Raw genomic sequence first — 21,890 nt, 5'->3', positions numbered from 1 at the left:
CGGTTACGCTCATCCCTCTTTCCACGTCCACCCCTTTCACGACGCGACTCCTCACAGCTGCGTCAGGCGCGACAGCATCTGATCGGACGTTTCCACCGCCTTGCTGTTGATTTCATAGGCACGCTGGGTCTCGATCATGCTGACCATCTCCTCCACCACGTTGACGTTGGAGGTCTCGACGTAGCCTTGATACAACCGCCCAGCACCTTCCATGCCCGGAATCAACTCATTGCGGGGACCGGAGGCATCGGTTTCCTGATAGAGGTTCTCGCCCATGCTCTCCAAGCCGGCAGGGTTGATGAACTTGGACACCATGAGCTGGCCGACTTCCTGCGTGCCGGTGTCGCCGGGCTGCGTCACGGACACCACGCCATCTTGGGAAACCGACACCGACAGCGCGTTTTCCGGGATCACAATGGGCGGCTCCAGCGGATAGCCCCCCGCAGTGACCATCTGACCGTTCTCATCGATCTGGAAGCTGCCGTCACGGGTATACGCCGAGCTACCGTCAGGCATCTGCACCGCGAAGAAGCCATCGCCATTGATAGCCATATCCTTGGAGTTATCGGTGTTCTGCAAGCCGCCCTGGGTATGCAAACGCTCGGTGGCAACCGGGCGCACCCCGGTACCTACCTGCAAGCCGGAAGGCAGCGTATCCACCGCTGAGGCCTGCGCACCGGGCTGACGCACGTTCTGATAGAGCAGGTCCTCGAACACGGGCCGCGAACGCTTGAAGCCATTGGTCGAAACGTTCGCCAGATTGTTGGAAATGACATCGAGCTTGACCTGTTGGGATTCAAGCCCCGTCTTGGCCGTCCACAGCGATCTAATCATGACTCTTACCTGTTAGAGGGCACCGCGGAGCGATGCCGGAAATTCGTGGGCGCGATTAGGCTTGAATCGACAACAAGCTATTGGCGCGTTGCGCGTTCTGGTCGGCGCTTTCGATCACCTTCATCTGCATATCGTAGCGACGCGCGCCATCGATCATGGAAACCATGGCATCGGTGGCGCTGACGTTACTGCCTTCCAGTACGCCGGATTGCAGACGCGCATCCTCGTCCTGGGGTTGCGGTGCTGCTATCTCGGCATCCTCACCCGGCGGCAGGCGAAACCAGCCATCGTCGCCACGCGTCAATGCCTGCTGATCCGGCGTAACCAGCTTCAAACGCCCCACCTGCGCGATTTCATCGGGATTGGCCCCGGCCTCGATGACACTGATCGAACCATCCGAGCCAATCGAGAAATCCGCATCCGGCGGCACCACGACCGGGGCGTTGTTATCGCCCATGACGGGCTCGCCCTTAACGGTCAACATGCCATCCGCATTGACCTGCAGATCGCCACGCTTGGTATAGGCCTCGCCACCTTGCGGATCCTGAATCGCAAGGAAGGCATCGTCTTGCATCGCGACATCCAGGCGCCGCCCTGTCGCGTTCATGGTACCCGGCGAGAAGTCGGTACCCGGGGTCGTCGCCGCCACCGTGGAACGTGTTGCCAGGCGGCCGTCACCTTCCACCGGCACCGCGCGCATCGCATCGAGTTCAGCGCGAAACCCCGGTGTCGAGACGTTGGACAGATTGTGACTGACCACTGCCTGCTGATTCATCGATTGGCTGGCGCCGCTACCGGCGGTATAGATAATCCGATCCATGCTGATCGTCCTGCTCGACTCACAACGAATGAAGCCGGCCAAAACGGCCGGCCGGCTTAGGCGTTAACGCAAGTTGGTAACCGCTTCCATGACGTCGGATTGCGTCTGAATGGCATTGTTGTTGGCCTGGAAGTTGCGCTGGGCGATGATCATGTCCACCAGCTCCTGCGTCAGGTCGACGTTGGAGGCTTCCACGGTGCCCGATTCCAGACTCCCGAGCTGACCGGTGCCCGCCTGCCCCGTCAGTGCCGCGCCAGACGCATCGGTCGCCGTCCACAGGTTGTCGCCCTGTGGTGACAAACCCTCGGGATTGCGGAAGTCGGCCATCCCGATGGTGCCCACTTCGCCGCTATTGCCGTTGGAGTAGTTGGCCATGATTTCACCGTTCTCGGTGATGTCCACGCCCACGAAACTGCCCGAGGTACGACCATTCTGAGCGAAGTTTCTCAGCTCGAAGTCAGCGCCGTATTGTGTCGTATTTGATAAATCGACGCCGAAGTTCATCTCGTTAGCACCATTTTCTGGATTGAAACTTATCTCCAGAGGCACGCTATCATCTTCGTTATATGAACCATCATTGTTAAACGACAATGTCCCTGTGCCAACTGAAGACTCGCCAACAACCCCCTCTACATTCCACTCATTAGGGGTTGCTGTCTTAGTAAATTCAAGTTGCAAGTCATGATCAACGCCCAAAGAGTCGTACACTGTTCCTGCGCTGACATTATAGCTCTCCGCATCGGCATCCAGGTTGAACTCAGCCTGTGCACCATTAGCGCCGTTAGCGTCGTTAGTGGGCTGAGCAGCCTGACTAAACGTGTCTATCTGGAGCTCTTCGCCCTGTTGGTCGGTCAGACGTGCGCCCTGGGCGTTCTCGAAATAGCCGTCGGCGCTCATCGTCAACTGACCGTTGCGCGAATACGCCATTTGCTCGTTCTGTGAAAACTGGAAGAAGCCATCGCCGGCGATGGCCAGGTCGAGACTACGCCCGGTGGCTTCGAGACTGCCGGTACCGAAGTCCTGCACCGTGTCCGAGACGCGCGTGCCCAGCCCCTGGCCGTTAGCGAAGATATCCGCAAACTGCGTCGTGCCACTCTTGAACCCCACGGTCTGCGAGTTGGAGATATTGTTGCCGATGGTGTCCAACTGCGACGAGGCTGCGTTAACCCCGCTCAATGATTGTGAAAAGCCCATTTTCCCTTCCCCGCGTTATAGAAGTCGTAAAAACATCAAAGAGTAAGTCGTGATCAAAGAATCTGGCGCACGTCGTCGAGGGCGACGCTATCGGATGTTCCCAAGTCGAGGGTCGGCCCGCTCTCCCCAGAGGTCACCCCCTGCACCATGGCGTAGTTGAGCGGCGTGGCGGAGACGTCTTCACCACCGACCTTGGCCGTCATCTCAACGTTATAGGCGCCTTCAGCCACGGGATTACCATCCATCCCCGTACCCGACCAATCGAAAGCCTGCACGCCCGCCGGCACGTTTTCCTCGACACTCTGGTGAACCACCTGGCCGGAGCCATTGGTGATGGTGATCTCGAGCTCGTCGGCACCCGTTTCCAGCTCGGCGCCCAGCGGTGTGGCCACGGTGCCGCCATTTTCACCTTCACCCACGCGCACGGTACTGCCCGGCACCATCACGCCCTGGCCGATCAACGACGAAGCCTGCATTGTCTTGCCGGCATCGATCTGATTGTTGATCTCGCCCAGCGAATCGTTGAGGTCCTGAATGCCGCTGACGGTGTTGATCTGTGCCAGCTGCGCCGTCATATCCGAGTTGTCCATCGGCTTCGTCGGATCTTGGTTCTGCATCTGGGTGATCAACAACGTCATGAAGCGGTCGTTGAGATCCTGCGAGGACTTCGTACCCGTGGTACGGGTCTCGTTCGCGTCATTGGCATTGGGCGTGCCGTTGATCGTGGCAAGCGTATTGCTGCCGATTACCGAGCTAGCCATCTCTCTCTCCGTTAACCTTGTCCGATGGTGAGCGTCTGACTCATCAGTGACTTACTGGTGTTCATGACCTCGACATTGGCCTGGTAGGAACGTGATGCCGCGATCATGTCGACCATTTCGTCGGCCGGATCGACATTGGGCATGGCCACGTAGCCATCTTCATTTGCCAGGGGATGCTCGGGGCGGTACTCCATACGCGGTGGTGAATCGTCCTCGACCACCTCGGTCGCACGCACACCGCCCAGCTCACTGCCACCTTGGGACTGAGCCTGAAACATGACGTGCTTGGCGCGATACGGCTCGCCATCGGGGCCAGCCACGCTATCGGCATTGGCCATATTGCTGGCGGTGGTATTCATGCGCTGCGACTGCGCACTCATCGCCGAGGAGGAAATATCGAAAATGCTGAACATGGACATAGCGATTCCTTACCTTTCAGGCTGCATGGCACCTTTGATGCCCTGAATCTTGCTCGTCAAAATCGTCGTATTGGCCTGATAGCGCAGTGCGTTGTCGGCGAACGCGGTACGCTCGCGATCCATATCAACGGTATTGCCATCCAGGCTCGGCTGCTCAGGAACGCGGTACAGCAGATCATGGACACCGCCGCCACCCGCTGTTTGAGCAGGAATGTGGCGCGCGGACGTCGTGGTCAGCGACAAGCCGCCTTCACGGCCGCTCCCGCCAGACTCCATGGCGCGATCCAGCTCCGCCGAAAAGTCGAAATCGCGCGCCTTGTAATTCGGCGTATCGGCATTGGCGATATTGTTGGCCAATACCTTCTGGCGCTCGTGGCGAAGGCTAAGTGCCTCCTGATGGTGATCCAGGTAGCCTGAAAGCTTGTCGATCATGCCCTGTGTCCCTGTCATCGCGTTCGTGTCGCGGTTCGTTCCCCTTCATGAGATATGGGGAAATGTGCACGGTGCAGAATAGACGCGCCGCCGTCACAGCAAACGACTAAACAGGCCGACATTTGAGCGCCATTTCCACCTTTGCTTGTTGCAGTCTCGCACTAGAATCGTGCCATCGGCTTTCGATCTAGCACTCTTTCAGGTTCACTCAATGCAGCGCATCGTTGGCAAGGCAATTCGAGCACTTAACCGCACGTGCCTGTTCAGCGGGTTCGTTGGCTTGCTGATGCTCGCGATAACGCCCGCAGCGCTAGCGACGCCGGATGACGACATCGCCCATGCCGTCCGACATTTCTTGATGAGTCAGGCCGCATCCCTGGGAGACGATGTCGGGGTCGAGCTTAAAAGCGATACCTCGCGGCTTCCCGAATGCCACTCGCCGCAGCCGTTTCTACCTCGCGAAGGTGTCCCACAGGGGCGGGTCATGGTCGGCATACGTTGCAGCAACGATGAGCAGGTACGCTATGTGCAGGCCACCGTCTCCGCCAGCGTGCGCTTTTTGGTAGCGTCCACAGCCATCAAGCGTGGTGATCGCCTTAGTGCCGACATGCTCGACTGGGAACGCGCCGATGTCTCGCGCCGCCCTCGCAATGCCCTTGATGACCCCAGCCAAGCCATCGGCAAGGTCGTCACTCAGCGCCTCGCCCAAGGCATGGCATTGCGCGGTGACAGGCTTCGCCAGCCTTATCTCGTCCATCGCGGCGAATCCGTGACGCTCATTGCCGGCGGCGAGGGCTTTTCGGTGACGCGCGAAGGCGAGGCATTGAACAATGGTGGCAAAGGCGACTCGATCCGCGCCCGCATGCCGGATGGAAACGTACTTCGAGGCCAGGTCGATGCACGAGGAAGACTCGCAGTCCGTTACTGATAGACACGTCGACAGACGCTACAATGCAGGCAGCGTGGCAGTGGCTCACCTCATGCAAAAAGGTGCGGTCAATGCCCTACAGTTTTTGTCACCGTGGCCGATACAGGGTACAAGCCCGCGCTGCAAGAGAGCTCAATTGTGAAAATTTCCAACCTGCATCCGCCCACTCAGGCCTCACAGAGCGAACAGAGTGACGCCACCCAGCGCACGCCGCCGCGTGGTGGTGACACCGCGCAAGCCGGTTCGCCGGCAAGCATCACCACGCTGAGTCAGAGCAATGAAGCCGACACCAGCCAGGACATCGATACCGCGCGTATCGACGAAATCCGCCAGGCTATCAGCGATGGCCAGTTGGAGCTTGATACCGGCAAAATCGCCGATGGCCTGATCGACAGTGTCCGCGACTTGCTCGGCGACACGTCCGAGAGCTAATACCTAGCCCGAAGACTCGCTAAAAAAGGAACGAGGAACCATGTCGCTCGCCGAAACCCTGGATCGCCAACTCGACACCATGCAGCGCTTCGTCACCTTGCTGCGCGAGGAGCGGCAATCCTTGTCCCAGGGCGAGGTCGATGGCCCCGAGCTGGAACGCCTCGCCGAGGCGAAGTCCCAGGTCGCCGCCGAACTGGAAACGCTCGACACCGAACGCCGCCGACTGCTGCAAGAACAAGGCCACGGCGAAAGCCGCCAAGGCGCCGAACGTGCCGCCACCGAGGTGCAGCGACAAGATAGCTGGCATCAACTGCGCACTACCGGCGAAGAAGCGCGTCAGCTCAACCGCATCAATGGCCTGCTGGCCATGAACCGCATGGAACAGAACCAGCGTATGCTCAACTTCCTGAAGGAAGCCGCCGGCAGCACGATGTATGAAGCCGACGGACGCTCACGTCACAAAGGACTCAATCGCATCAGCTCGCGGGTATAGCACGCGTATCAACTCCCGCCCCTTGCCAAGCACTGTGACAGCTTCTCCCCTCATCTTTACGCTGCCTGCACCGGAACAGCCTGCACAAACGCGAAGATTAACGTAGGTTAATACCCCCATTTCATCGCTAAGATCGCTAACTAAGCAGGGTACAATGTGTCTTGAGATGACGCTGCATTCCAAGTCGAGTCTCTACTCTGCGTACTAAGCTTCGCCCCCTCCTCCTGGACGGGGCTTTTTTCGTTTAAGTGGGCACGAGCCAAGCATCAGATAAGTTGCTTTTTGGGTTGTATAGCAACGCATAGATTTCTTTATTGTTCTTAAAGAAACTGGCAAGAATGCCCTTTACCGTGGCGCCGCCATACCCCGCAGCTTTTCCAGCAACATCTCACGCCTTTCCTCAGCCATGAAGGCGGCCTGCAGGGCATTACGGGTCATATCGATGAAGTCGTCGCGGGTCCAGTCGAAGGCGGTGTGGCAGGCGGCATAGTTATCCAGCATGCCGCCGCCGAAATAAGCGGGGTCGTCCGAATTGAGGGTCACGTTGAGCCCCGCCTCGCGCAGGGCGGGCAGTGGATGCTCAGCCAGCGTGTCGGTCACCTTGAGTTTGACGTTGGATAGCGGACACACCGTCAGCGGTACCTGCGCGTCACGCAACCGCGCGACCAGATCGGGGTCTTCCAGGCAGCGCACACCGTGATCGATACGGCATACCTCGAGTGCTTCCCAGGCTTCGCGGATATAAGCGGCGGGCCCTTCTTCCCCAGCATGCGCCACACCGGGAATGCCGGCCGCACGCGCCCGCGCGAACACCTCGGCGAAACGCCCCGGCGGATGATCGCGCTCGGCGCTATCCAACCCCACCGCGTCGATCATCGAGTGCCAAGGCGTCGCCTGCTCGAATACCTCCAGCGCCTCAGAAGAATCGCGATCACGCAGAAAGCTCATGATCAGCGCCGAGGAAATATCGTAACGCGAACGCGCTTCTCGACACGCGGCCAGAAGCCCCTCGAACGGCGCCTCGAGCGGCACGCCACGCACCACATGCGCCTGCGGATCGAAAGACAGCTCGACATGCGCCACTCCGTCTTCTCGGGCGCGGGCGAAATACGCCATCGCCAGATCAAAAAAATCGTCCTGCGTGTGCAGCACGCCCATGCCCTGGTAATACAACCCGAGAAACGACGGCAGATCTTCGAAATCGTACGCCGCGCGCACCGCGTCCACGGAATCGTACGGCAGCGTCACGCCATTACGCTCCGCCAGAGCAAACATCAGCTCTGGTTCCAGCGCCCCCTCGATATGCAGATGCAGCTCCGCCTTGGGAAGCGCCCGCAGCCAATCTTTCATCGCCGTCTCGCTCGTCGTCATCGCGTCTTGCACCTCATGCTGTCCAGTCGGTCAAGGATGCATCAAGGGATGGATTGATGCCAATGATGACAGTCGTTGCTACGGCCTCTTCTTCCCTGCATGAAAAACCGAGGCCATGCCTCGGTTTAACTAGGTACTGCTGATGATCGTTCGCTCATTCAGCACGGGTCCATCGGCAGGCATACGCTCTCACGCGTGCCACGCTGGGCCGCGCGCTGCGACTCCCTTGCCTCTTTTCCGGTGGCGGTGCGACGCAGTACCTGGCCGTCGCCTTCGACCTGGCCCTTGATGACGCGCGCATGCGCGATCTTGTCCGTGACACGGGTAATCTCGACATCCGCCGTCCAGTTCTCGCGCGGGCCCAGGCTTTCGCCGTGGTAAGGATCGGTGTAACGCTTACCGATATCGTATACCCCGAAGCGTTGCCCCACCTTGACGATGGCGCCGCCCTGATTGAGCACAATCTCATCGCCCGTGCTTTCCACGACCCGCAGCGGGTAGATGACATTCAGCGCACGGAACGTCAGCTCGTTTCCCAGAGCATCGAACACCTGCTGCGTGAAATCCCCCGAACTCGACGCGATATCCAGATCATCCAGCGAGACATTGAGCGTCTCGCTCCACATGACTCGCCCCGTCGCCGGCACGACGACACGCGCTTCCAGCGTTGCGGCGCCGGTGGCTTCTTGGGAACGCTCCCCGGAGACGGGATTGGTCACAGACTCGAGCGCCATGTCCATGCCTGTCAGGCGGCTCGTGACCAGATAATCCGCCCCCAGATTGCGCCCCAGCATGGCCTTCTGCGCCAGCGGCACTTTTCCCGACGCCACGAAACGCTGCTCGGCGTCGATGGCATTGCGCATGTCGCGATCGAGCACGGAAAAACGCCGCGAGCCGACGAATGCCCGCACCAGGGACTGCGTCAGTCGTCGCGAGGCATCTCCCGGCGCCAGACGCTCGCCGGCCACTTGCAGCCGAGGCGCGTCCACTTCTACCGGATAGACCGCCAGGCGCTGGCGATGGGATTGCGCCGCCGAACCGGGCGCGCGATACACCGGCACCTTCACACGTAGATGGGCCATTTGCCCGCCGCCCGTCGCCGGTGACACGCCCAGCACCTCATAGCCGCTGATCAGCCCCTGGCTTTCCACCCGAGTGCCGCTGTCATAGCGCGACGACTGCTCAACGGTCGTGGAATGCCCCTGCTCGTCACGCACCGAAGTACGCTGCATGGAGCGCCGAATCTCGCGTCTGGCGTCGACTTTGGCACCGTGCACCTGACGCACGGCCTCGCCCAGGGCATTGAAAATCGCCTCGTCACGCGTGGCGCCCGTCGCCTTGGCCTCGACCTGGCGCATCTCGACGCCGCCCCAGGCCGGCGCGGCGAGCATGGTCCACATCAGCGCACCGCCGATCATCAGCAACAACAGTCGCCACATGACTCCCCGACCTTGCGCCATTACCATTCCCCGAACGAACCAGTGGAGCGCGAACTTTCCGGTGTCGCCTGACTATCGGACGCCCCCGGAGACGTGGACGCAGCACCGCCTTCATCCGGATTGGCGCGCGCGTCCATGCGAGCCTCAGCGTTGGCGGCCGTGCCCGGCGACCAGTACTTGACGTACCCCAGATACGGGTGTCCGGTGACCGGATCGGTCGCGTTCCATTGGCCGATGGTCTGCACGCCCTTCAGGTTGGCCTGCGACTCGGAGCGCATCACGTTGCGCACCATGCGGCCGATGCCCTCTTGGGTCAGCACGCGCGAAGTGCCGTCGCCACGCGTCTCACGCACCTGCTCGCGCAGCTTGCGCTTGCTGCTTTCCTTCTGGCCCTGCACCGTCATCGTCGCGAACTGCGCCAGCCAGCCATCCGCCATCAGGTTGGCGCTCTGACGTGCCGCTTCCATCTCGGCACTGATCTCGTATTCCTCCATGCTGCCGCGCACCAGCGCCGGGGCACTCATACCGAACGACAGCAGCCCGAAACGCCCCTCTTTAACAACCGGCTGCACGCCGAACATCCCCAGCATCGGCGTTCCCTCATCCAAGTTGGGACGCAAGTCTTCCATCACCGCGGAAACCGGCAACGCCCGCGCTGGCGCGCCGCTGCCATTACGCAACTGACGGCCGAGCTCACTGAAACGCGGCGACTGCACCACGACGATGCTCACCGAGCCGTTATTCACCGGGCCGTCACCGCCGGTCTCTTCCACCAGCCCGAACACGCCGACGCCCGACAACTGGCCCATCGCCTGCCAGGTCGTGGAGGTCACGAATTCGTCATACAGCAGTTGCTTGCGCTCGGCGATATTGAGCTGAGGCAACTGGCTGGGGTCGCCGCCCAATTCTTCGATGACCTTGTTGAGCGCCTGAACCGAGCTCTCGGCCAAGCGGCTGGCCACGGCCTCGCCCAACGCCCCCAGGCCGGTGGTGTCCTTGACGTCCTCGGGCAAACCATCTTGCATGAAGCGGTCCGCCATGGTCTTGCCGACGCTCACTGCATCCTGAGAGACCAGCTTGCCCATCGCCTTGAGGAAGGCCTCTTCCGTGGCGATCAAGCGCGCCTGACTGAAATCGATGGTCGATGGATCCGCTGCGATGCTTTCCGTTGCCACCACCAGATTGCCACCGTCGGGATTACCGGCGTGCGGTCCTATATGCCAATCATGGTCGTCAAGAAAACGCTGGATCAATTGATCGCTTTTCGACACCTCATCGACCGCTATGAACGGCGGTGGCGCGTCTGACGGTTGCGCTGTCGCAGGCTCTTCGGACGCGGCGGTCTCTTGCGTTGGCGCCTCGGGCGCGCCTGTCGATGTGGCGGCAGAAGCGGCCGTGTCGCCACTCGATTCGCCAGACTGCGCGAACGCGTTCATCGGGCTCAAGGCCAGGCAGACCAAGCCCATGGCGGCGACAAGCGGTTTATATGACAGCTTATACGACGGTTTAGACAACGACGTATGCAACGATTTAGACAAAAACATGCTCATAAAGGGCTCCCGGTTACCATGCCACCGAGGCATCGGAGCCCCGCTTGATGACTTGCGTTTCGTTTTCCCACAGCGCCAGGCCGCTGCTCAGGTCGGTCAAGGTCAGTTGCACGTAGTACTCCACCTGCTGCTCATCCGCCACGCGGCGATTGCGCTGGAGAATCTTGCCGGAAAGACTCAGATCCGGCGCCTGCAAGGTGCCCTTCTTTTCCACGCCGCGCTGATCGAATTCCTCGGAGTCCCGCAATGTCCGCGTGAGCTGGTTCATCTCATCCTCGGGCCCGTCGATGCCCACCGCCGTGGTCGTCACCACACGCCCGGAGCGCAGCAGTTGCACGCGGATCTTCTTGACCAATTGATCGGTATCCAGGCGCTGCATAGTGTCATTGACGATACGGCTCACCACCAGCACATAACGTCCGCCGGCGGGGTTATCGACCGCGCCGCTGGCCAGCATCGACGCCACCGCCTTGTCGGAGGCCTTGGCAAAATCACGGTAATCGAGCTGCATCGAGACCGCGCCCTGATCGTTATCGGGATCGACATAACGCGTCGGCGCCGCGCACCCCGCCAACACCAAGGCCAGCAAACTCACAAGACATAACAACGTTTTCATCACGCATTCCTTCAAAGGTTATATAACGCTAGAAAGCGCCCCACTGAGAGGCGCTTTCATCGGATCTCGGCCATTAAATATCGGTGGTGTCGGCCACCAGCCGAGTCGTTTTCGTTCCATCCATACGGTACTGCGTACCTGCGTGCTCGCCTTGCAGATCGATCACGGACACGTCGGCCGGGCCCTGGGCGCTGGGGCGTTTGATATACACCAGGGTGTAAGGCCAATCGGGCAGATCCAGATCGCCCAGCGACCCTGACGGTGTCTCGAGTGTCATGGCCCCCGAGGCGGGACGTGCGAAACGCGCCACTTCCCAGTGATCCGGGGTCGCCTGCCAGCTACGCAGATCGGCTTGCGTGGTCATCGCCGTGACAACCGCCGAGCCCAACTGGCCGGCCACGCCCAGGCGCTCCGTCGCCTCGTTCTGCATCAGCGCTTTCACCACCGCCGAGGCCACCGAGCGCCCCAGAATCGCGGGAAAGCGTGACTGCATTTCGGTATGCACGACCTTGCCCATCGAGGCGAACGTCTCGGGCTCGTAACGCTGGCCCTGGGTATCGACCAGCGACAGCGCATCGCCGACCGCGTGACGATCGGCATACGCGGGCAAGGCAATGCCCGTGTAGGCAGGTGCTTGAGTATTGCCATGGAAGAGAATCAAGGGCACATCGAGTCGCTTTTCCTCGGCGACCGGGCCCAGGCCATTTTCATAGACTACCCAGACTCGGTTCTTCAGGCGCTCGCGGCTTGCCTCGCCACTGGCAATGGCGTTCGCCAGTGCGGCGTCGGCGGCGACGGGCTCACTTTCGGGGGCCATCGCCGCCACGCGCGAGAGCGAGGTCGCGGCACGCTCGATATCGCCACTCTCGTCACTGGCGAGAAAATACAGGCCATGCAGGTAGGTGGCCGACGGCACGATGAATTCGGGGTAAACGGCCCACTGCGAGGGGACGCCATATTGCTGGGCGACGCTCTCGTGCAACGCCTCGCTATCGAGGCTTTCTTGAATGGCCTGCTGCTCGCGGTTGGCGTCTTCCGCCGCTTGCTCATCGAGCGCCGCCTTCTGCTCGTCGATCTCCTCGGCGAACGCCGCTACCGCACGTCGGGTACGGTCATCAGCACGGTTGAACTCAACGCGCGCGTTTGCACCGTTGCCCATCTGCAAAAACGCCAGGCCTTTATAGGTATTGACCAGCACCGCCTCGGAAAGCATCGGCTGGTAATCCCGCTGGGCGTCGTTGACCAGTACCGCCAGGGCGTTCTCCGCCCCCTTCTCGGCCAGGTTGTCGGTATCGTTGAGCTTCATACCCGCCTCGGCCTGATCGTAAAGATCGATGGCCGTTTGCGGCTCCCCCGCCAGGCGATAGGCCTCCGCCTGGTGCAGAAGCTCCAGCACCGTCTCGTCCTCGCCGGGTTCTCCGGGCATCAAGGAAGACGGCGCCATCGCTTTGGCCGCCGCCGCATAGTCGCCCGCTACATACGATGTATTGAACGCTTCCATCTGGTTGCGATGCTTGTACGAGGCGCACCCCGTCACACTCGCCGCCAGAAGCGCCAATACGACCCCTCGCGTTATATGATTCATGGAATTCCCTTGCCGACCGCCTGTTGGAACAGGCCGTTCATTCGTCATTTATGTGCTGTGCCACACTGTTGAATGTCGGCAAGAGCTAATAAAAATTTAACTTGGATTAAGAAGGGCACGGCCGGCACCGCTCGCGACTCACTCCCCCTCCCAACGCCGTACCGCGACCATCGACATGAACTTTCCTTCCTCGCTAAACGTCAGCCGAAACACGCCGTGTGCCCCATCCGGCGTCACGATGCGCCGCAACGCCGTGGCGGGAAAGCTCACCCGGCGCCCATCGACGCTGGTGGCAATTACGGTTTGCATGGCGCCTTCATAGTGGTAATGGCAGGTCTCAAGGGACAGGTCGAGCATGATATCCAGCGACGGCATGGCGAGCGCAAGCTCCGGATGAATGACTGGGTGAATGAAGAGGCGTCAAGTGTACCCAGCCACGGCGCCTGAAAAAATTTGTAATTCATCCCTAAAGCAAATTTCCCCTGCGCCGATAAATGAGGTAACGGCCAACGGCGCCGTTATGGCAAGCCCCGGTTTTACCGACGGCGGGCCAATGGAGCCCAAACAGAGAGGAAGGAACATCACGGCCATGATCGGCCAGCAAAACCTGAGCCAGTCACAGAATGACCTGTCCACTTCCATGGAGCGTCTCTCCTCGGGGTTGAAGATCAACAGCGCCGCCGACGACGCCGCCGGCCAGGCCATCGCCAACCGCATGAGCAGCCAGATCAACGGTCTCAGCCAGGCGCAGAGCAACGCCAACGACGGCATCTCCGTCGCGCAGACCGCCGAAGGCGCCCTGAACCAGGTCAACGACAACCTGCAGCGCGTGCGTGAACTGACCGTTCAGGCCCAGAACGACACCAACAGCACCAGCGACCTCTCGTCCATTCAGGACGAGATCGACCAGCGCCTGGGCGAAATCGACCGTATCTCCGAAGAAACCAACTTCAACGGCGTCAAGGTCCTCGCCGAAGACCAGGAGCTCTCCATTCAGGTCGGCGCCAACGACGGCGAGTCCATCAAGCTGAACATGAAGGAAGTCAACTCGGACAAGTTGGATTTGGGCAGCTTTAACGTGGCCGGTGAAGAAGTGGATAACACCGCCGCCACCACTACTACTCTGAAGGACGCCGGCTACACCGCCGGTAACACAGATGCTGACGGTGTGACCGAATATACCAACGAGAGCAACGACGCCGCCGCTGCTAGCGATGTTGTAAGCACTCTGGTACAAGACGATGCTGTCGACATTGATGGCACCACTTGGACCCAACAAGGCGACGGAAGCTACGAGGACGGTAGCGGTGGTAGCCTCGCGGATAGCGCTGAGCTGCAGACAGAGATCGATAACGCGACCTCGGATGTTTCTGTAACCACAGATAGCGGCGATAGCTATACAATCGCCTCAGCAGACGGCGCCGTCACTGACGGCGGCGGTGACGCGGTGTACGTGGATTCGGGCGATGCTAGCCTGACCACCGAAGCGGGTGAAGATGGCACCTACTACGCGCAGGCCGACGACACGATCAATACCGCCCAAGACGGCTCTGGTGACGCCGTGTACGCTGACGCGGACGGCGCCATCACCACCGAAGCCACCAGCGTAGACAACAGCACGGTCACCGACGACCCGCTGGCGGCTTTGGACAGCGCCCTGGGTCAAGTTGATAGCCAGCGCTCCGAGCTGGGTGCCATGCAGAACCGCTTCGATTCTGCCATCACCAACCTGAGCACCACCGAGACCAACATCACCTCCGCCCGCTCGCGCATCGAGGATGCGGACTACGCAGATGAAGTCTCCAACATGACCAAAAACCAGATCCTGCAACAGGCCGGTACTTCTGTTCTATCCCAGGCCAACCAGCTGCCGCAGAACGCCCTGTCACTGCTGGGGTAATTTCCCGCTAGACAGTGAATATAAGGGTCGGCTTCGGCCGGCCCTTTTTGTAGGAGAACTTCAAACATGGCAACAAAAGCGCAATTCTATAAAATAGAAGTCAACACCACTAAGAAAGAAAAAACCTATATCGTGCCAGAGGCAAGCAAAGATCATGCTCATAGAGAAGTCAGCAACCTTAATATAACCCCGGCTAAACACATAGGATGGCATGAAGTAACAGTCACCAGCGATACAAATGAAGGAATTGTATTTGAGGCTAGCGTCCTGGGAGAAACATTGCGCTTTTCAAAATCAGACTATGGATACGATTACTTAACACGACAATTCCAAAAAGAATACAACGAAGAGCTCGATTCTTTGTCTTGATAATTAAAACTATATACAGGCTCGAAGATTGAAATCGTTATTTCAAGCAGCGAACACACAACGCCTTTGAGTTATTAATTAGGATAAGTAACAATGCTCTTTGAGCGTAACCGACATCAGCTTCCTGAAGGCAGAATCGAGGGAGGCAATACAAAAAACCTAATATTACCTAATTTAAATATTAGGTATTGACACTCCCCGGAGAGACAGACCCTGAGTGCAATATATTAATTTATCTGGATCCTACAAAATATTTAGTTACCCATAAAAATAATGATTCAAAACCACTATCATCCTGAAAACTTTAGTTCTTGGGCTAGATTTTAATAAAATACTATAAATTGACAAGGCAAGAAAATGAATAATTTAAATATCACATACACATTCCACCCTGTTGGGCAAGGCCTTTTCTGCTCGGGAAAAATTAGCATGGACAGCAAAGATTTCAGGTGGGTGTATGATTGCGGAACAGTATCTTCCGCTAGTCTTCTTGACACACAGATAAAAGATCTAACACGAAAGACAAAAAACAAAAGAGTGGACATAGCTTTTATATCACACTTTGACAAAGACCATATTAGCGGCCTGGTAAAACTCATTAATACAATGGAAGTAGGAGCTATAGTCCTCCCCTACCTACCTTTGTGGCAACGTTTACTAATTGCATTTGAAGAAAACAGAGGCGTGAACAGTAGCCTCACGCAGTTTCTTATATCTCCGACCAGGTACGTAGAAAAAAAATCGCCAGAGAATATACCAATTCTAATATATGTTCAATCGGGCTCCGAGAGCGGCCGTAATGCGGATATGAAAACTATTCCGCAACACATGGAAGAAAATTTCTCTCTACCCGTAGAGGCTGATATAGCCCCTATCGAAGACGAAGACCTAGAGGGCATTAGAAACTCCGCCTATATACTACCTCCCGGATCCCCCATAAAAATCAACAAAACTTGTGAGCTCATCCCTTACAACGATTCAGAACTAACCATACCACCGGGGAAAAGGTTTAAAAAAGAGGTGGAAAAGCTGAAAAGCAAGCTTCTATCCTCACCATCGCAAGAAACTTTACTTTACATTAAAAACAATTATGACAAAACATTTGGGAGTAATTCTAGAAAAAGAAACGTAATCTCTTTATTCCTCTACATCGGTCCATTGAAAAGGGAATTATTAAAAAGAAGAATTATATCAATAGGGCCAATATTTTCTTGCATCTCCTGTCGAAATAACTGCTGGCGCACAAATATAAACAAGCCTTCTATTTTATACACAGGAGACGGCTACCTACACACCACAGAAAAACAAGATGCCCTTCTCGCCGATACCCTTGGAAAAGAACGAGTTGACAGCATAGGCTTCTTCCAAGTAATGCATCATGGAGCTAAAAAAAATTGGAAGCACGTCCTATCCAGCAGGATAAATCCTTTATACAGCATCTTCTGCTCAGACCCAAAACGCAAAAAACCAGGCCATCCGAACCCAGAGGTCGTGAAGGATTTCTTACCGTACAGCCCTATTCAGGTAGACAAAGATCGAGGGTTTACAGCAAGGTTACACTAAACTCCATCTCGTAGAGCTCCCGCCAAGACTGCACTATACTCCGTGCAGTCATCAAGTGGACAGGATGAGCGACGATAACCCCATCCAGCGGTGGATCACGAAGCGCAAGGCTGCCCTGGAAGAAGCACTGATTTATCGACTGGGGGCGCTGGGGCGCTTTCAGCAACCGCTAGCACTTCGCTCCGATAACGGGCTCGTCTTCAGCAGTCGCCACTACACGGGCACGGTGAAAGCCTATGGCCTCACACAGGAATTCACGACGCCGTATACACCGGAACAGAACGGGCTCGTGGAACGCTTTTTCCGCTCTTTGAAGGAGGGGTGCATCTGACTTCACCGTTTCGAATCGTTGGGCCAAGCCAGGGGCGTGATCAATCGCTGGATACGGTATTACAACGAAGAACGGGCCACATCAGTCTCTGGACTACGTGGCACCCCGAGCACACCCCGCATTAACGGCGTAGGGTGTGCAGAAACCAGGGGGGCATTACAATATGCCCGCCGGGGCGGGCTCTTTTATGCTCCCACAAAACCTTGGGGCGCCGTGGCCGCCGCGCTCGATGCCGAGGTTCGGGAAGGGATTGAAGCGGTGGAGTGGTAGCGTTTACACGCCATTTTGGAGGGAAAGCGCCCACCGGTTGCGGGGCTTTTAGAACATAACAACTATTTTCTTTGTTTTTTCCGCATTTTTAACTTACCAGCTCCAATCTCGATTTCTTCATAATCTTTGTGCAATCCTATCAACATTCCAGCACCGATCGTGACAGCAGCAATGATAGTAGCTATCTCCATACCACTTAGGGCGGCAGCAGGGGCAGCCATACCAACCGTTACAGTAGAGCTAGTGCCTCCAGTGAATGGTATAGCAGCTGTCGCCGCTGTAGCTGATGCTATTGAAGCGAGAAATACTTTCTTACGCCAACCAGAAAGCATACCCAATTTTCTGGTTTTCGCGACCTTATCTGCAAGATCGCCAACGATGAGTATCTCAGGCTCACCGGCTTTGACAGCATTGTTCAACTCTTCTTTCGTTGTAACTTCTTTAGTATCACTCATACAGCACAGCCGACCTTTATATAAATATATATTACATATCGGCTGAATTTTATAAATCTTTAATCCCCCTTCCTGAAAACTATCACCCATTTGGCATGGCACGACGCCACAACGCCTGCCGCTCGCCCATCGCAGCAGCGGTCAGTCATGCTTTACCTTTCATGCACAACACCTGACTTGGCAGCCCAACCATAAGGCGGAAAACTCGATGAACCTATTCTTCGTGGCCTTCAACCTGCTCGCCTAAAACCTTATTGATAAGGTAACTCACTGTCATGATTGGTTCGCCAGAAGCAAAGCCTCGACCTTCACCTAGAAAAACACGAGGCCCTGTCAGGCTGTAAAAAATTCAGTGATCCTATAACCAGTAAGATTCTTCCACACGTTCAACACGCTGGAGTTTCCCACGCATGTCACGTTGAACACGACACCAATGAAGAAAGCCCCGGTCGTGGGGACCGAGGCTTCAAATGCATCAGGCGTTGGCGCGCCTTCAACATGAGGGGTATTGCATGGCACATCGTAGATCAGGTAGAGCCAGCATCCAATGGCTCTGGTTCAAGTTCGACTTACCGGCCTCGCCATTCATCCGATTCTGCCTCGGTTCGCTGATCCTTTTGGTGGGACTGGGGGTTTCTCTACGCCTTAGCGAGCCGGTGTTATTGGCTTTATTTCATAGTTGATCAGAGTGCTACTCGGTGTGGAGTTAGGCTCCCACACCCGCCGCCGCTTCGCCTACTATGCCGGGCCCCGCACGATACCTGCGTGAATTCACGTCTTTTTTGAAGACTCGCTGAACCTGCGCAGGAGCCACCATGGCACTCGACCAATAGCGTTATCGAAATCAATGACGGTACCCGCACTATCCGTACCATTTCCACGGCGGTCATCGGTGTGGTCTGTACCGCGTCCGACCCCGACGGAAAAACCAGCGTCGGGCCGGAGTCGCTGTTCCCGTTCGAGAACTACACCCGCTCCGCGCAGATTCTCACCGACACCGTCGCCAAAGCGCATTTGTGGGCCGTCGACAAGCCGACGAAAGCTCAAAACTGATGAAGCAGCAAGTCATCCAACAAGCATCTCAATCCATGCTAGCGCAGGCCAACCAAGTGCCGCAGACGGTCTTATCGCTATTGCCATCTTGATGCTGCGGGCATCGCGCAAAATTCTACCAACAATACCGGTTGTTCTTTCGCTACGACCTCGCCAGCAAGATTCTCATTTACGCTTGGGTCAACGACGAATCCACCCAACGCGCCTATGACAGCAAGCACGACGCCTATGCTGTCTTCCGCAAGATGCTTGAGAACGGCAATCCGCCGGATAGCTGGGGTGACTTGTGGCAAGCGGCCAGCGGTGATGACGAACGCATCCAAGCACTGCTAGACGCGAACGCGACGCGGTGAAGGGTGGCAAGAACCATCGGGAACAAGTTCCCTCCCACCCTGGATTCATAGAATAACCGCATCACCTCAGGCCGCATGGCTGCGCAACAAAGGCCATGCGCCCTGCTTGGATGCGTCCAAAATCACAATTTCCACGATAGAGCCGTCTTCCGCATAGCTAACATGGGTATTCCAATCCTGCGAGACTTCCTTCGCAACGGCCTTCTCAGAAAGATGCACAACTAGGATATCGTCAGTTTCATCGTACGTGGTGCGCATGGTCATTCCTCCCGCTGAAAATGATGCATGACGGTTTTGACGACCAGCCTATCTTCAAGTACCACGGCGGCACATACCAAATTATCGTTGCGCCCTTCCATAGCTTTGGCGATCCATAGCCGCGTATCGTCCTTATAACGCATCTGGCCGGTTTCCAGAAGCTCACCGAGCAGCACTTCTGTCATACCGCGCTGAGCCATACGCTCACGTGCATGCCGGGTAACATATACATCCAAACCGAAGCGCCGACAGAACATCAAGGTTCACCTCATTGTATGGTGACCATAATTCTACTGACTCTGGTCGAGCATTACGAAGCCAGCAAGCTTCAATAGCCTTCCAGGGAGAAGGGGTTCAGAAACTGACGGCCCCACAGGTATTGGCGGTCCACAAAGGGCAGTTGAGCGTCGTCGCAGACTGCGTCCCATTGGCTTTCGAGCGTCTGGATCATCCGGTCGATAAGCTCTCGAGCTTGTCCGGTCTCGAGATGAAAAGCCGGTGCGGCTGCCAGGCAGGTGCGTAGCTGGCTGCTGTTATCATCGCTAACGAGGCGCATGGCTTGTGATGCGATACCTCCAACCCGCGATTGTGGGCAAATGTCATAGGCCGGGGTCAACGTAAAGGTTTTTCCATCCCAGAATGCAGCGTGGTTCCGAGCGTGGTCGTCGGTGTTACCGCACAGCACGTTGAACACCATGCGCTTGAACAGTTCATGCAGTGTCGCACGGGGTTCGGTGAAGCGAGCGCGTACCTGATGGGCGAGGTCCTCATAGCTGGCATAGCGAGCGGTCATTTCATCCAGCCCTAACAGCGTCAGGGCCGATACCATCGCATAGCGTAACCAACCTTGCCGAGATAGTCGGCGGTCGAACCGCTCGACAAGTAATACGTCGCGCCCCATGACGTAGCGCAACTCGACGTTGGCAACGTCCAGACCGGCTAGATGCGCTAGACGCATGGCGACAAATTCTGTCTTGACCACACTGTAGAGATCATTTGACGCAGAAAACTTGGCCACCTGCTTGCGCGCGTTGTCGCCAATCAGGGCTTTTGGCCGAGCGCCGCCAATGCTGGTGCCGTGTTGCAGCGCCTGGGCAAGCGCCGTGGGCAATGGCTTGCCACGGTCGACGCTCTCGGCTGCTTCCATCAGGTCTTCCAGACTCGCGCCCAGCTCCCCACGAGACTCGTAATGTTCTGCGCTGGCCTGAAAATCAAGAGCGCCTATTCGGTCGGAGCCGGATTCCAGCATGAAGGTGAGATCATCGAGCGTCACCAGATCAGCATCGGCGCCGCTCCTGCCGGTCAAGCGGTTGATGATTACTCGTCGGCCCCAGGCATCCGGGGCTGCATCGCGTAATACCGAGGGCAATGTACCGCCTGCCAGCCTTTGGGCACCACGGCGCAAGGGCAACTCATCGGGAAATAGGCTAATCGCATCGTCCCGTTCAAGGTAACGCCGGCCATAGAGGAACCGATAGCCACCTTGCTCGTGTTGCAGTAAACCGGCAGCGACCGGCTCGGTTTTTCCGGGGAGCCACACCCACACGTAGGCTCGATCGTTAGAAGTCGTCATCGGGTAGGTTCTCTTCATTGCGATGAACGGTCTTGCCAGGCAGCAATGTCATACGTTGCTGCTGCTGTTGAGCGAGGTCCGCGAGATTGCCCGAATCGGTGCCAAACAGGGGAACTCCCAGCAGCGTGGCGGCTTCGAAGTAACTGCCGATAGCGACCGATGGGTCGCCTTTCAGCAGGCTTTGCAGCGTTGCCCGGCTGATACCGATGCGTTCAGCCAGTTCACGCTGCGTCCAGCGCCTGTGGCGCCGGGCCTCTTCGATCAAATTGGCGAATAGCTGCAGCGCGTGATATGTGCGGGGCGAAAGTGTTTGGCGTTTCGTCTGCATTTTTGACCAATATTTTAGGCATAAAGTAGTTAAAGTATAAAATATTGGTCATTTTGGCAAGAAAAATGGTTCTTCGCAGATTAGCGTGAAACAGACAGGATAGAGAGACGGCGGTAAATCCGGATCAGCTGATGTTCACCACAAACCTCAGCCCCTCACCTGGATACCGCCGCCGCCATGAATGCTAGCGCCTGGAACCTGTTCTGGAAAGGCTTCACCGTCGCCCACCATGAGTTTCTGGATGCCCAAACGCTGTGGCTCCAGTTGGAGCCCGATGACCGGATCCCGCCGGTCTGCAGCAGCTGCGATCACGCCTGCTTCCTCATCCATGATGTGCACCACCGGCGTGTCCGAGAGGCCCCGCTGCTGATTTGTCGTGCTCTCGCGTGCCGATGATGAGCCCAGCCAAGGCCCTGTGGTGGCTAGCTTTCTGGCGTTTCTGGAGCGCGATTTACAGGCGCATCCGGAAAACATTCGTCCCGCCACCACCAGCGCCTTTGCGCAGCAAGCACGACGCTTATGCTGTCTTCCGCAAGATGCACAACTAGGATATCGTCAGTTTC

The 21,890-nt window shown here is 57.4% G+C and carries 27 protein-coding genes and 2 pseudogenes; 11 read left to right on the top strand and 18 right to left on the bottom strand.

Features of this window, described 5'->3' with window-relative positions:
* Positions 1-51 precede the first annotated feature (51 nt).
* From flgG to flgB, 6 genes are all read right to left on the bottom strand, one after another.
* Positions 52-834: a flagellar basal-body rod protein FlgG gene (gene flgG, locus OP495_RS12030; protein ID WP_280562069.1), complete on the bottom strand. Its 783-nt coding sequence runs from the start codon at positions 832-834 to the stop codon at positions 52-54.
* Between the two features lie 55 nt (positions 835-889).
* On the bottom strand, positions 890-1,654 hold the full coding sequence (locus OP495_RS12025; RefSeq protein ID WP_280569502.1) for a flagellar basal body rod protein FlgF: 765 nt from the start codon (positions 1,652-1,654) through the stop codon (positions 890-892).
* 63 nt (positions 1,655-1,717) lie between these two features.
* Positions 1,718-2,848, bottom strand: coding sequence for a flagellar hook protein FlgE (locus tag OP495_RS12020; RefSeq protein WP_280569500.1), 1,131 nt, complete (start codon positions 2,846-2,848; stop codon positions 1,718-1,720).
* A 53-nt stretch (positions 2,849-2,901) separates the two neighbouring features.
* Entirely contained in the window at positions 2,902-3,609 is a 708-nt protein-coding gene (locus OP495_RS12015) for a flagellar hook assembly protein FlgD (protein WP_280569498.1), read from the bottom strand.
* A gap of 11 nt (positions 3,610-3,620) precedes the next feature.
* Complete coding sequence (gene flgC, locus OP495_RS12010; protein ID WP_280569495.1) at positions 3,621-4,028, bottom strand: flagellar basal body rod protein FlgC; 408 nt, start codon at positions 4,026-4,028, stop codon at positions 3,621-3,623.
* Positions 4,029-4,037: 9 nt separating this feature from the next.
* The gene (flgB, locus tag OP495_RS12005; protein ID WP_280569494.1) at positions 4,038-4,460 is read right to left on the bottom strand and encodes a flagellar basal body rod protein FlgB; all 423 of its coding nucleotides are present in this window, start codon (positions 4,458-4,460) and stop codon (positions 4,038-4,040) included.
* Between the two features lie 211 nt (positions 4,461-4,671).
* Between flgB and flgA the strand changes: the two genes are divergently transcribed.
* The 3 genes from flgA to OP495_RS11990 all read left to right on the top strand — a co-directional run bounded on the left by flgA (position 4,672) and on the right by OP495_RS11990 (position 6,313).
* Positions 4,672-5,388, top strand: coding sequence for a flagellar basal body P-ring formation chaperone FlgA (gene flgA, locus OP495_RS12000; protein ID WP_280569492.1), 717 nt, complete (start codon positions 4,672-4,674; stop codon positions 5,386-5,388).
* Positions 5,389-5,526: 138 nt separating this feature from the next.
* Positions 5,527-5,820: a flagellar biosynthesis anti-sigma factor FlgM gene (flgM, locus tag OP495_RS11995; protein WP_280562078.1), complete on the top strand. Its 294-nt coding sequence runs from the start codon at positions 5,527-5,529 to the stop codon at positions 5,818-5,820.
* Between the two features lie 40 nt (positions 5,821-5,860).
* Positions 5,861-6,313, top strand: a complete 453-nt coding sequence (locus tag OP495_RS11990; protein WP_280562079.1) for a flagellar protein FlgN — start codon at positions 5,861-5,863, stop codon at positions 6,311-6,313.
* A 345-nt stretch (positions 6,314-6,658) separates the two neighbouring features.
* Here OP495_RS11990 and OP495_RS11985 read toward each other — a convergent pair whose 3' ends face one another.
* From OP495_RS11985 to OP495_RS11960, 6 genes are all read right to left on the bottom strand, one after another.
* On the bottom strand, positions 6,659-7,663 hold the full coding sequence (locus OP495_RS11985; protein ID WP_280569489.1) for an adenosine deaminase: 1,005 nt from the start codon (positions 7,661-7,663) through the stop codon (positions 6,659-6,661).
* A gap of 179 nt (positions 7,664-7,842) precedes the next feature.
* Positions 7,843-9,144 (bottom strand): CsgG/HfaB family protein, encoded by a 1,302-nt coding sequence (locus tag OP495_RS11980; protein WP_280569487.1) that lies wholly within the window; start codon positions 9,142-9,144, stop codon positions 7,843-7,845.
* Entirely contained in the window at positions 9,144-10,673 is a 1,530-nt protein-coding gene (locus OP495_RS11975; protein WP_280569485.1) for a DUF6844 domain-containing protein, read from the bottom strand. Before OP495_RS11975 ends, OP495_RS11980 begins: the two co-directional genes overlap by 1 nt.
* A gap of 13 nt (positions 10,674-10,686) precedes the next feature.
* Entirely contained in the window at positions 10,687-11,289 is a 603-nt protein-coding gene (gene lpoB, locus OP495_RS11970) for a penicillin-binding protein activator LpoB (RefSeq protein ID WP_280569482.1), read from the bottom strand.
* A gap of 73 nt (positions 11,290-11,362) precedes the next feature.
* Positions 11,363-12,874 carry a hypothetical protein gene (locus OP495_RS11965; protein ID WP_280569480.1) on the bottom strand — a complete coding sequence of 504 codons (1,512 nt, stop codon included), beginning with the start codon at positions 12,872-12,874 and terminating at the stop codon, positions 11,363-11,365.
* 138 nt (positions 12,875-13,012) lie between these two features.
* The gene (locus tag OP495_RS11960) at positions 13,013-13,249 is read right to left on the bottom strand and encodes a DUF2835 family protein (RefSeq protein WP_280562085.1); all 237 of its coding nucleotides are present in this window, start codon (positions 13,247-13,249) and stop codon (positions 13,013-13,015) included.
* Positions 13,250-13,463: 214 nt separating this feature from the next.
* Between OP495_RS11960 and OP495_RS11955 the strand changes: the two genes are divergently transcribed.
* The 4 genes from OP495_RS11955 to OP495_RS11940 all read left to right on the top strand — a co-directional run bounded on the left by OP495_RS11955 (position 13,464) and on the right by OP495_RS11940 (position 17,037).
* Positions 13,464-14,774 (top strand): FliC/FljB family flagellin, encoded by a 1,311-nt coding sequence (locus OP495_RS11955; RefSeq protein ID WP_280569479.1) that lies wholly within the window; start codon positions 13,464-13,466, stop codon positions 14,772-14,774.
* A 66-nt stretch (positions 14,775-14,840) separates the two neighbouring features.
* Entirely contained in the window at positions 14,841-15,143 is a 303-nt protein-coding gene (locus OP495_RS11950) for a hypothetical protein (RefSeq protein WP_280569478.1), read from the top strand.
* Between the two features lie 429 nt (positions 15,144-15,572).
* The gene (locus OP495_RS11945; RefSeq protein WP_280569477.1) at positions 15,573-16,706 is read left to right on the top strand and encodes a hypothetical protein; all 1,134 of its coding nucleotides are present in this window, start codon (positions 15,573-15,575) and stop codon (positions 16,704-16,706) included.
* 64 nt (positions 16,707-16,770) lie between these two features.
* Positions 16,771-17,037: an integrase core domain-containing protein gene (locus OP495_RS11940; RefSeq protein ID WP_280569475.1), complete on the top strand. Its 267-nt coding sequence runs from the start codon at positions 16,771-16,773 to the stop codon at positions 17,035-17,037.
* A gap of 332 nt (positions 17,038-17,369) precedes the next feature.
* Here OP495_RS11940 and OP495_RS11935 read toward each other — a convergent pair whose 3' ends face one another.
* Positions 17,370-17,852 (bottom strand): hypothetical protein, encoded by a 483-nt coding sequence (locus OP495_RS11935; protein WP_280569473.1) that lies wholly within the window; start codon positions 17,850-17,852, stop codon positions 17,370-17,372.
* Between the two features lie 804 nt (positions 17,853-18,656).
* Here OP495_RS11935 and OP495_RS11930 point away from each other — a divergent pair.
* The 3 genes and pseudogenes from OP495_RS11930 to OP495_RS11925 form a co-directional block, all read left to right on the top strand.
* The gene (locus OP495_RS11930) at positions 18,657-18,815 is read left to right on the top strand and encodes a hypothetical protein (protein WP_280569471.1); all 159 of its coding nucleotides are present in this window, start codon (positions 18,657-18,659) and stop codon (positions 18,813-18,815) included.
* Positions 18,815-18,907, top strand: coding sequence for a flagellin (locus OP495_RS18815; RefSeq protein ID WP_348521311.1), 93 nt, complete (start codon positions 18,815-18,817; stop codon positions 18,905-18,907). The genes OP495_RS11930 and OP495_RS18815 overlap by 1 nt, the downstream gene beginning before the upstream one ends.
* Before the next feature lie 12 nt (positions 18,908-18,919).
* Positions 18,920-19,168: pseudogene (locus tag OP495_RS11925) on the top strand (type II toxin-antitoxin system YhaV family toxin); the annotation flags it as partial.
* A 66-nt stretch (positions 19,169-19,234) separates the two neighbouring features.
* Here OP495_RS11925 and OP495_RS11920 read toward each other — a convergent pair.
* The 5 genes from OP495_RS11920 to OP495_RS11900 all read right to left on the bottom strand — a co-directional run bounded on the left by OP495_RS11920 (position 19,235) and on the right by OP495_RS11900 (position 21,657).
* Entirely contained in the window at positions 19,235-19,426 is a 192-nt protein-coding gene (locus OP495_RS11920; protein ID WP_246975113.1) for a DUF2283 domain-containing protein, read from the bottom strand.
* A 2-nt stretch (positions 19,427-19,428) separates the two neighbouring features.
* Positions 19,429-19,683, bottom strand: a complete 255-nt coding sequence (locus OP495_RS11915; RefSeq protein ID WP_280569469.1) for a DUF4258 domain-containing protein — start codon at positions 19,681-19,683, stop codon at positions 19,429-19,431.
* A gap of 71 nt (positions 19,684-19,754) precedes the next feature.
* Complete coding sequence (locus tag OP495_RS11910; RefSeq protein ID WP_280569467.1) at positions 19,755-20,999, bottom strand: type II toxin-antitoxin system HipA family toxin; 1,245 nt, start codon at positions 20,997-20,999, stop codon at positions 19,755-19,757.
* A complete protein-coding gene (locus OP495_RS11905) occupies positions 20,986-21,327 on the bottom strand; it encodes a helix-turn-helix transcriptional regulator (protein WP_280562092.1) in 342 nt (113 codons plus the stop codon). The genes OP495_RS11910 and OP495_RS11905 overlap by 14 nt, the downstream gene beginning before the upstream one ends.
* Before the next feature lie 147 nt (positions 21,328-21,474).
* A complete protein-coding gene (locus OP495_RS11900) occupies positions 21,475-21,657 on the bottom strand; it encodes a hypothetical protein (RefSeq protein WP_280569465.1) in 183 nt (60 codons plus the stop codon).
* A 46-nt stretch (positions 21,658-21,703) separates the two neighbouring features.
* Between OP495_RS11900 and OP495_RS11895 the strand changes: the two are divergent.
* Positions 21,704-21,890: pseudogene (locus OP495_RS11895) on the top strand (hypothetical protein); the annotation flags it as partial.

The organism is Chromohalobacter sp. 296-RDG (genome assembly GCF_029889885.1).
In the GTDB taxonomy this organism is placed as follows: Bacteria; Pseudomonadota; Gammaproteobacteria; order Pseudomonadales; family Halomonadaceae; genus Chromohalobacter.
This window is presented reverse-complemented; position numbering and strand designations above follow the sequence as displayed.

Coding starts and splice junctions, on each gene's coding strand:
- flgG (WP_280562069.1), bottom strand. CDS start 834: ATGATTAGATCGCTGTGGACGGCCAAGACGGGGCTTGAATCCCAACAG.
- OP495_RS12025 (WP_280569502.1), bottom strand. CDS start 1,654: ATGGATCGGATTATCTATACCGCCGGTAGCGGCGCCAGCCAATCGATG.
- OP495_RS12020 (WP_280569500.1), bottom strand. CDS start 2,848: ATGGGCTTTTCACAATCATTGAGCGGGGTTAACGCAGCCTCGTCGCAG.
- OP495_RS12015 (WP_280569498.1), bottom strand. CDS start 3,609: ATGGCTAGCTCGGTAATCGGCAGCAATACGCTTGCCACGATCAACGGC.
- flgC (WP_280569495.1), bottom strand. CDS start 4,028: ATGTCCATGTTCAGCATTTTCGATATTTCCTCCTCGGCGATGAGTGCG.
- flgB (WP_280569494.1), bottom strand. CDS start 4,460: ATGATCGACAAGCTTTCAGGCTACCTGGATCACCATCAGGAGGCACTT.
- flgA (WP_280569492.1), top strand. CDS start 4,672: ATGCAGCGCATCGTTGGCAAGGCAATTCGAGCACTTAACCGCACGTGC.
- OP495_RS11990 (WP_280562079.1), top strand. CDS start 5,861: ATGTCGCTCGCCGAAACCCTGGATCGCCAACTCGACACCATGCAGCGC.
- OP495_RS11985 (WP_280569489.1), bottom strand. CDS start 7,663: ATGAAAGATTGGCTGCGGGCGCTTCCCAAGGCGGAGCTGCATCTGCAT.
- OP495_RS11980 (WP_280569487.1), bottom strand. CDS start 9,144: ATGGCGCAAGGTCGGGGAGTCATGTGGCGACTGTTGTTGCTGATGATC.
- OP495_RS11975 (WP_280569485.1), bottom strand. CDS start 10,673: ATGAGCATGTTTTTGTCTAAATCGTTGCATACGTCGTTGTCTAAACCG.
- lpoB (WP_280569482.1), bottom strand. CDS start 11,289: ATGAAAACGTTGTTATGTCTTGTGAGTTTGCTGGCCTTGGTGTTGGCG.
- OP495_RS11965 (WP_280569480.1), bottom strand. CDS start 12,874: ATGAATCATATAACGCGAGGGGTCGTATTGGCGCTTCTGGCGGCGAGT.
- OP495_RS11960 (WP_280562085.1), bottom strand. CDS start 13,249: ATGCCGTCGCTGGATATCATGCTCGACCTGTCCCTTGAGACCTGCCAT.
- OP495_RS11955 (WP_280569479.1), top strand. CDS start 13,464: ATGATCGGCCAGCAAAACCTGAGCCAGTCACAGAATGACCTGTCCACT.
- OP495_RS11950 (WP_280569478.1), top strand. CDS start 14,841: ATGGCAACAAAAGCGCAATTCTATAAAATAGAAGTCAACACCACTAAG.
- OP495_RS11945 (WP_280569477.1), top strand. CDS start 15,573: ATGGACAGCAAAGATTTCAGGTGGGTGTATGATTGCGGAACAGTATCT.
- OP495_RS11940 (WP_280569475.1), top strand. CDS start 16,771: ATGAGCGACGATAACCCCATCCAGCGGTGGATCACGAAGCGCAAGGCT.
- OP495_RS11935 (WP_280569473.1), bottom strand. CDS start 17,852: ATGGGTGATAGTTTTCAGGAAGGGGGATTAAAGATTTATAAAATTCAG.
- OP495_RS18815 (WP_348521311.1), top strand. CDS start 18,815: ATGAAGCAGCAAGTCATCCAACAAGCATCTCAATCCATGCTAGCGCAG.
- OP495_RS11920 (WP_246975113.1), bottom strand. CDS start 19,426: ATGCGCACCACGTACGATGAAACTGACGATATCCTAGTTGTGCATCTT.
- OP495_RS11915 (WP_280569469.1), bottom strand. CDS start 19,683: ATGTTCTGTCGGCGCTTCGGTTTGGATGTATATGTTACCCGGCATGCA.
- OP495_RS11910 (WP_280569467.1), bottom strand. CDS start 20,999: ATGACGACTTCTAACGATCGAGCCTACGTGTGGGTGTGGCTCCCCGGA.
- OP495_RS11905 (WP_280562092.1), bottom strand. CDS start 21,327: ATGCAGACGAAACGCCAAACACTTTCGCCCCGCACATATCACGCGCTG.
- OP495_RS11900 (WP_280569465.1), bottom strand. CDS start 21,657: ATGGATGAGGAAGCAGGCGTGATCGCAGCTGCTGCAGACCGGCGGGAT.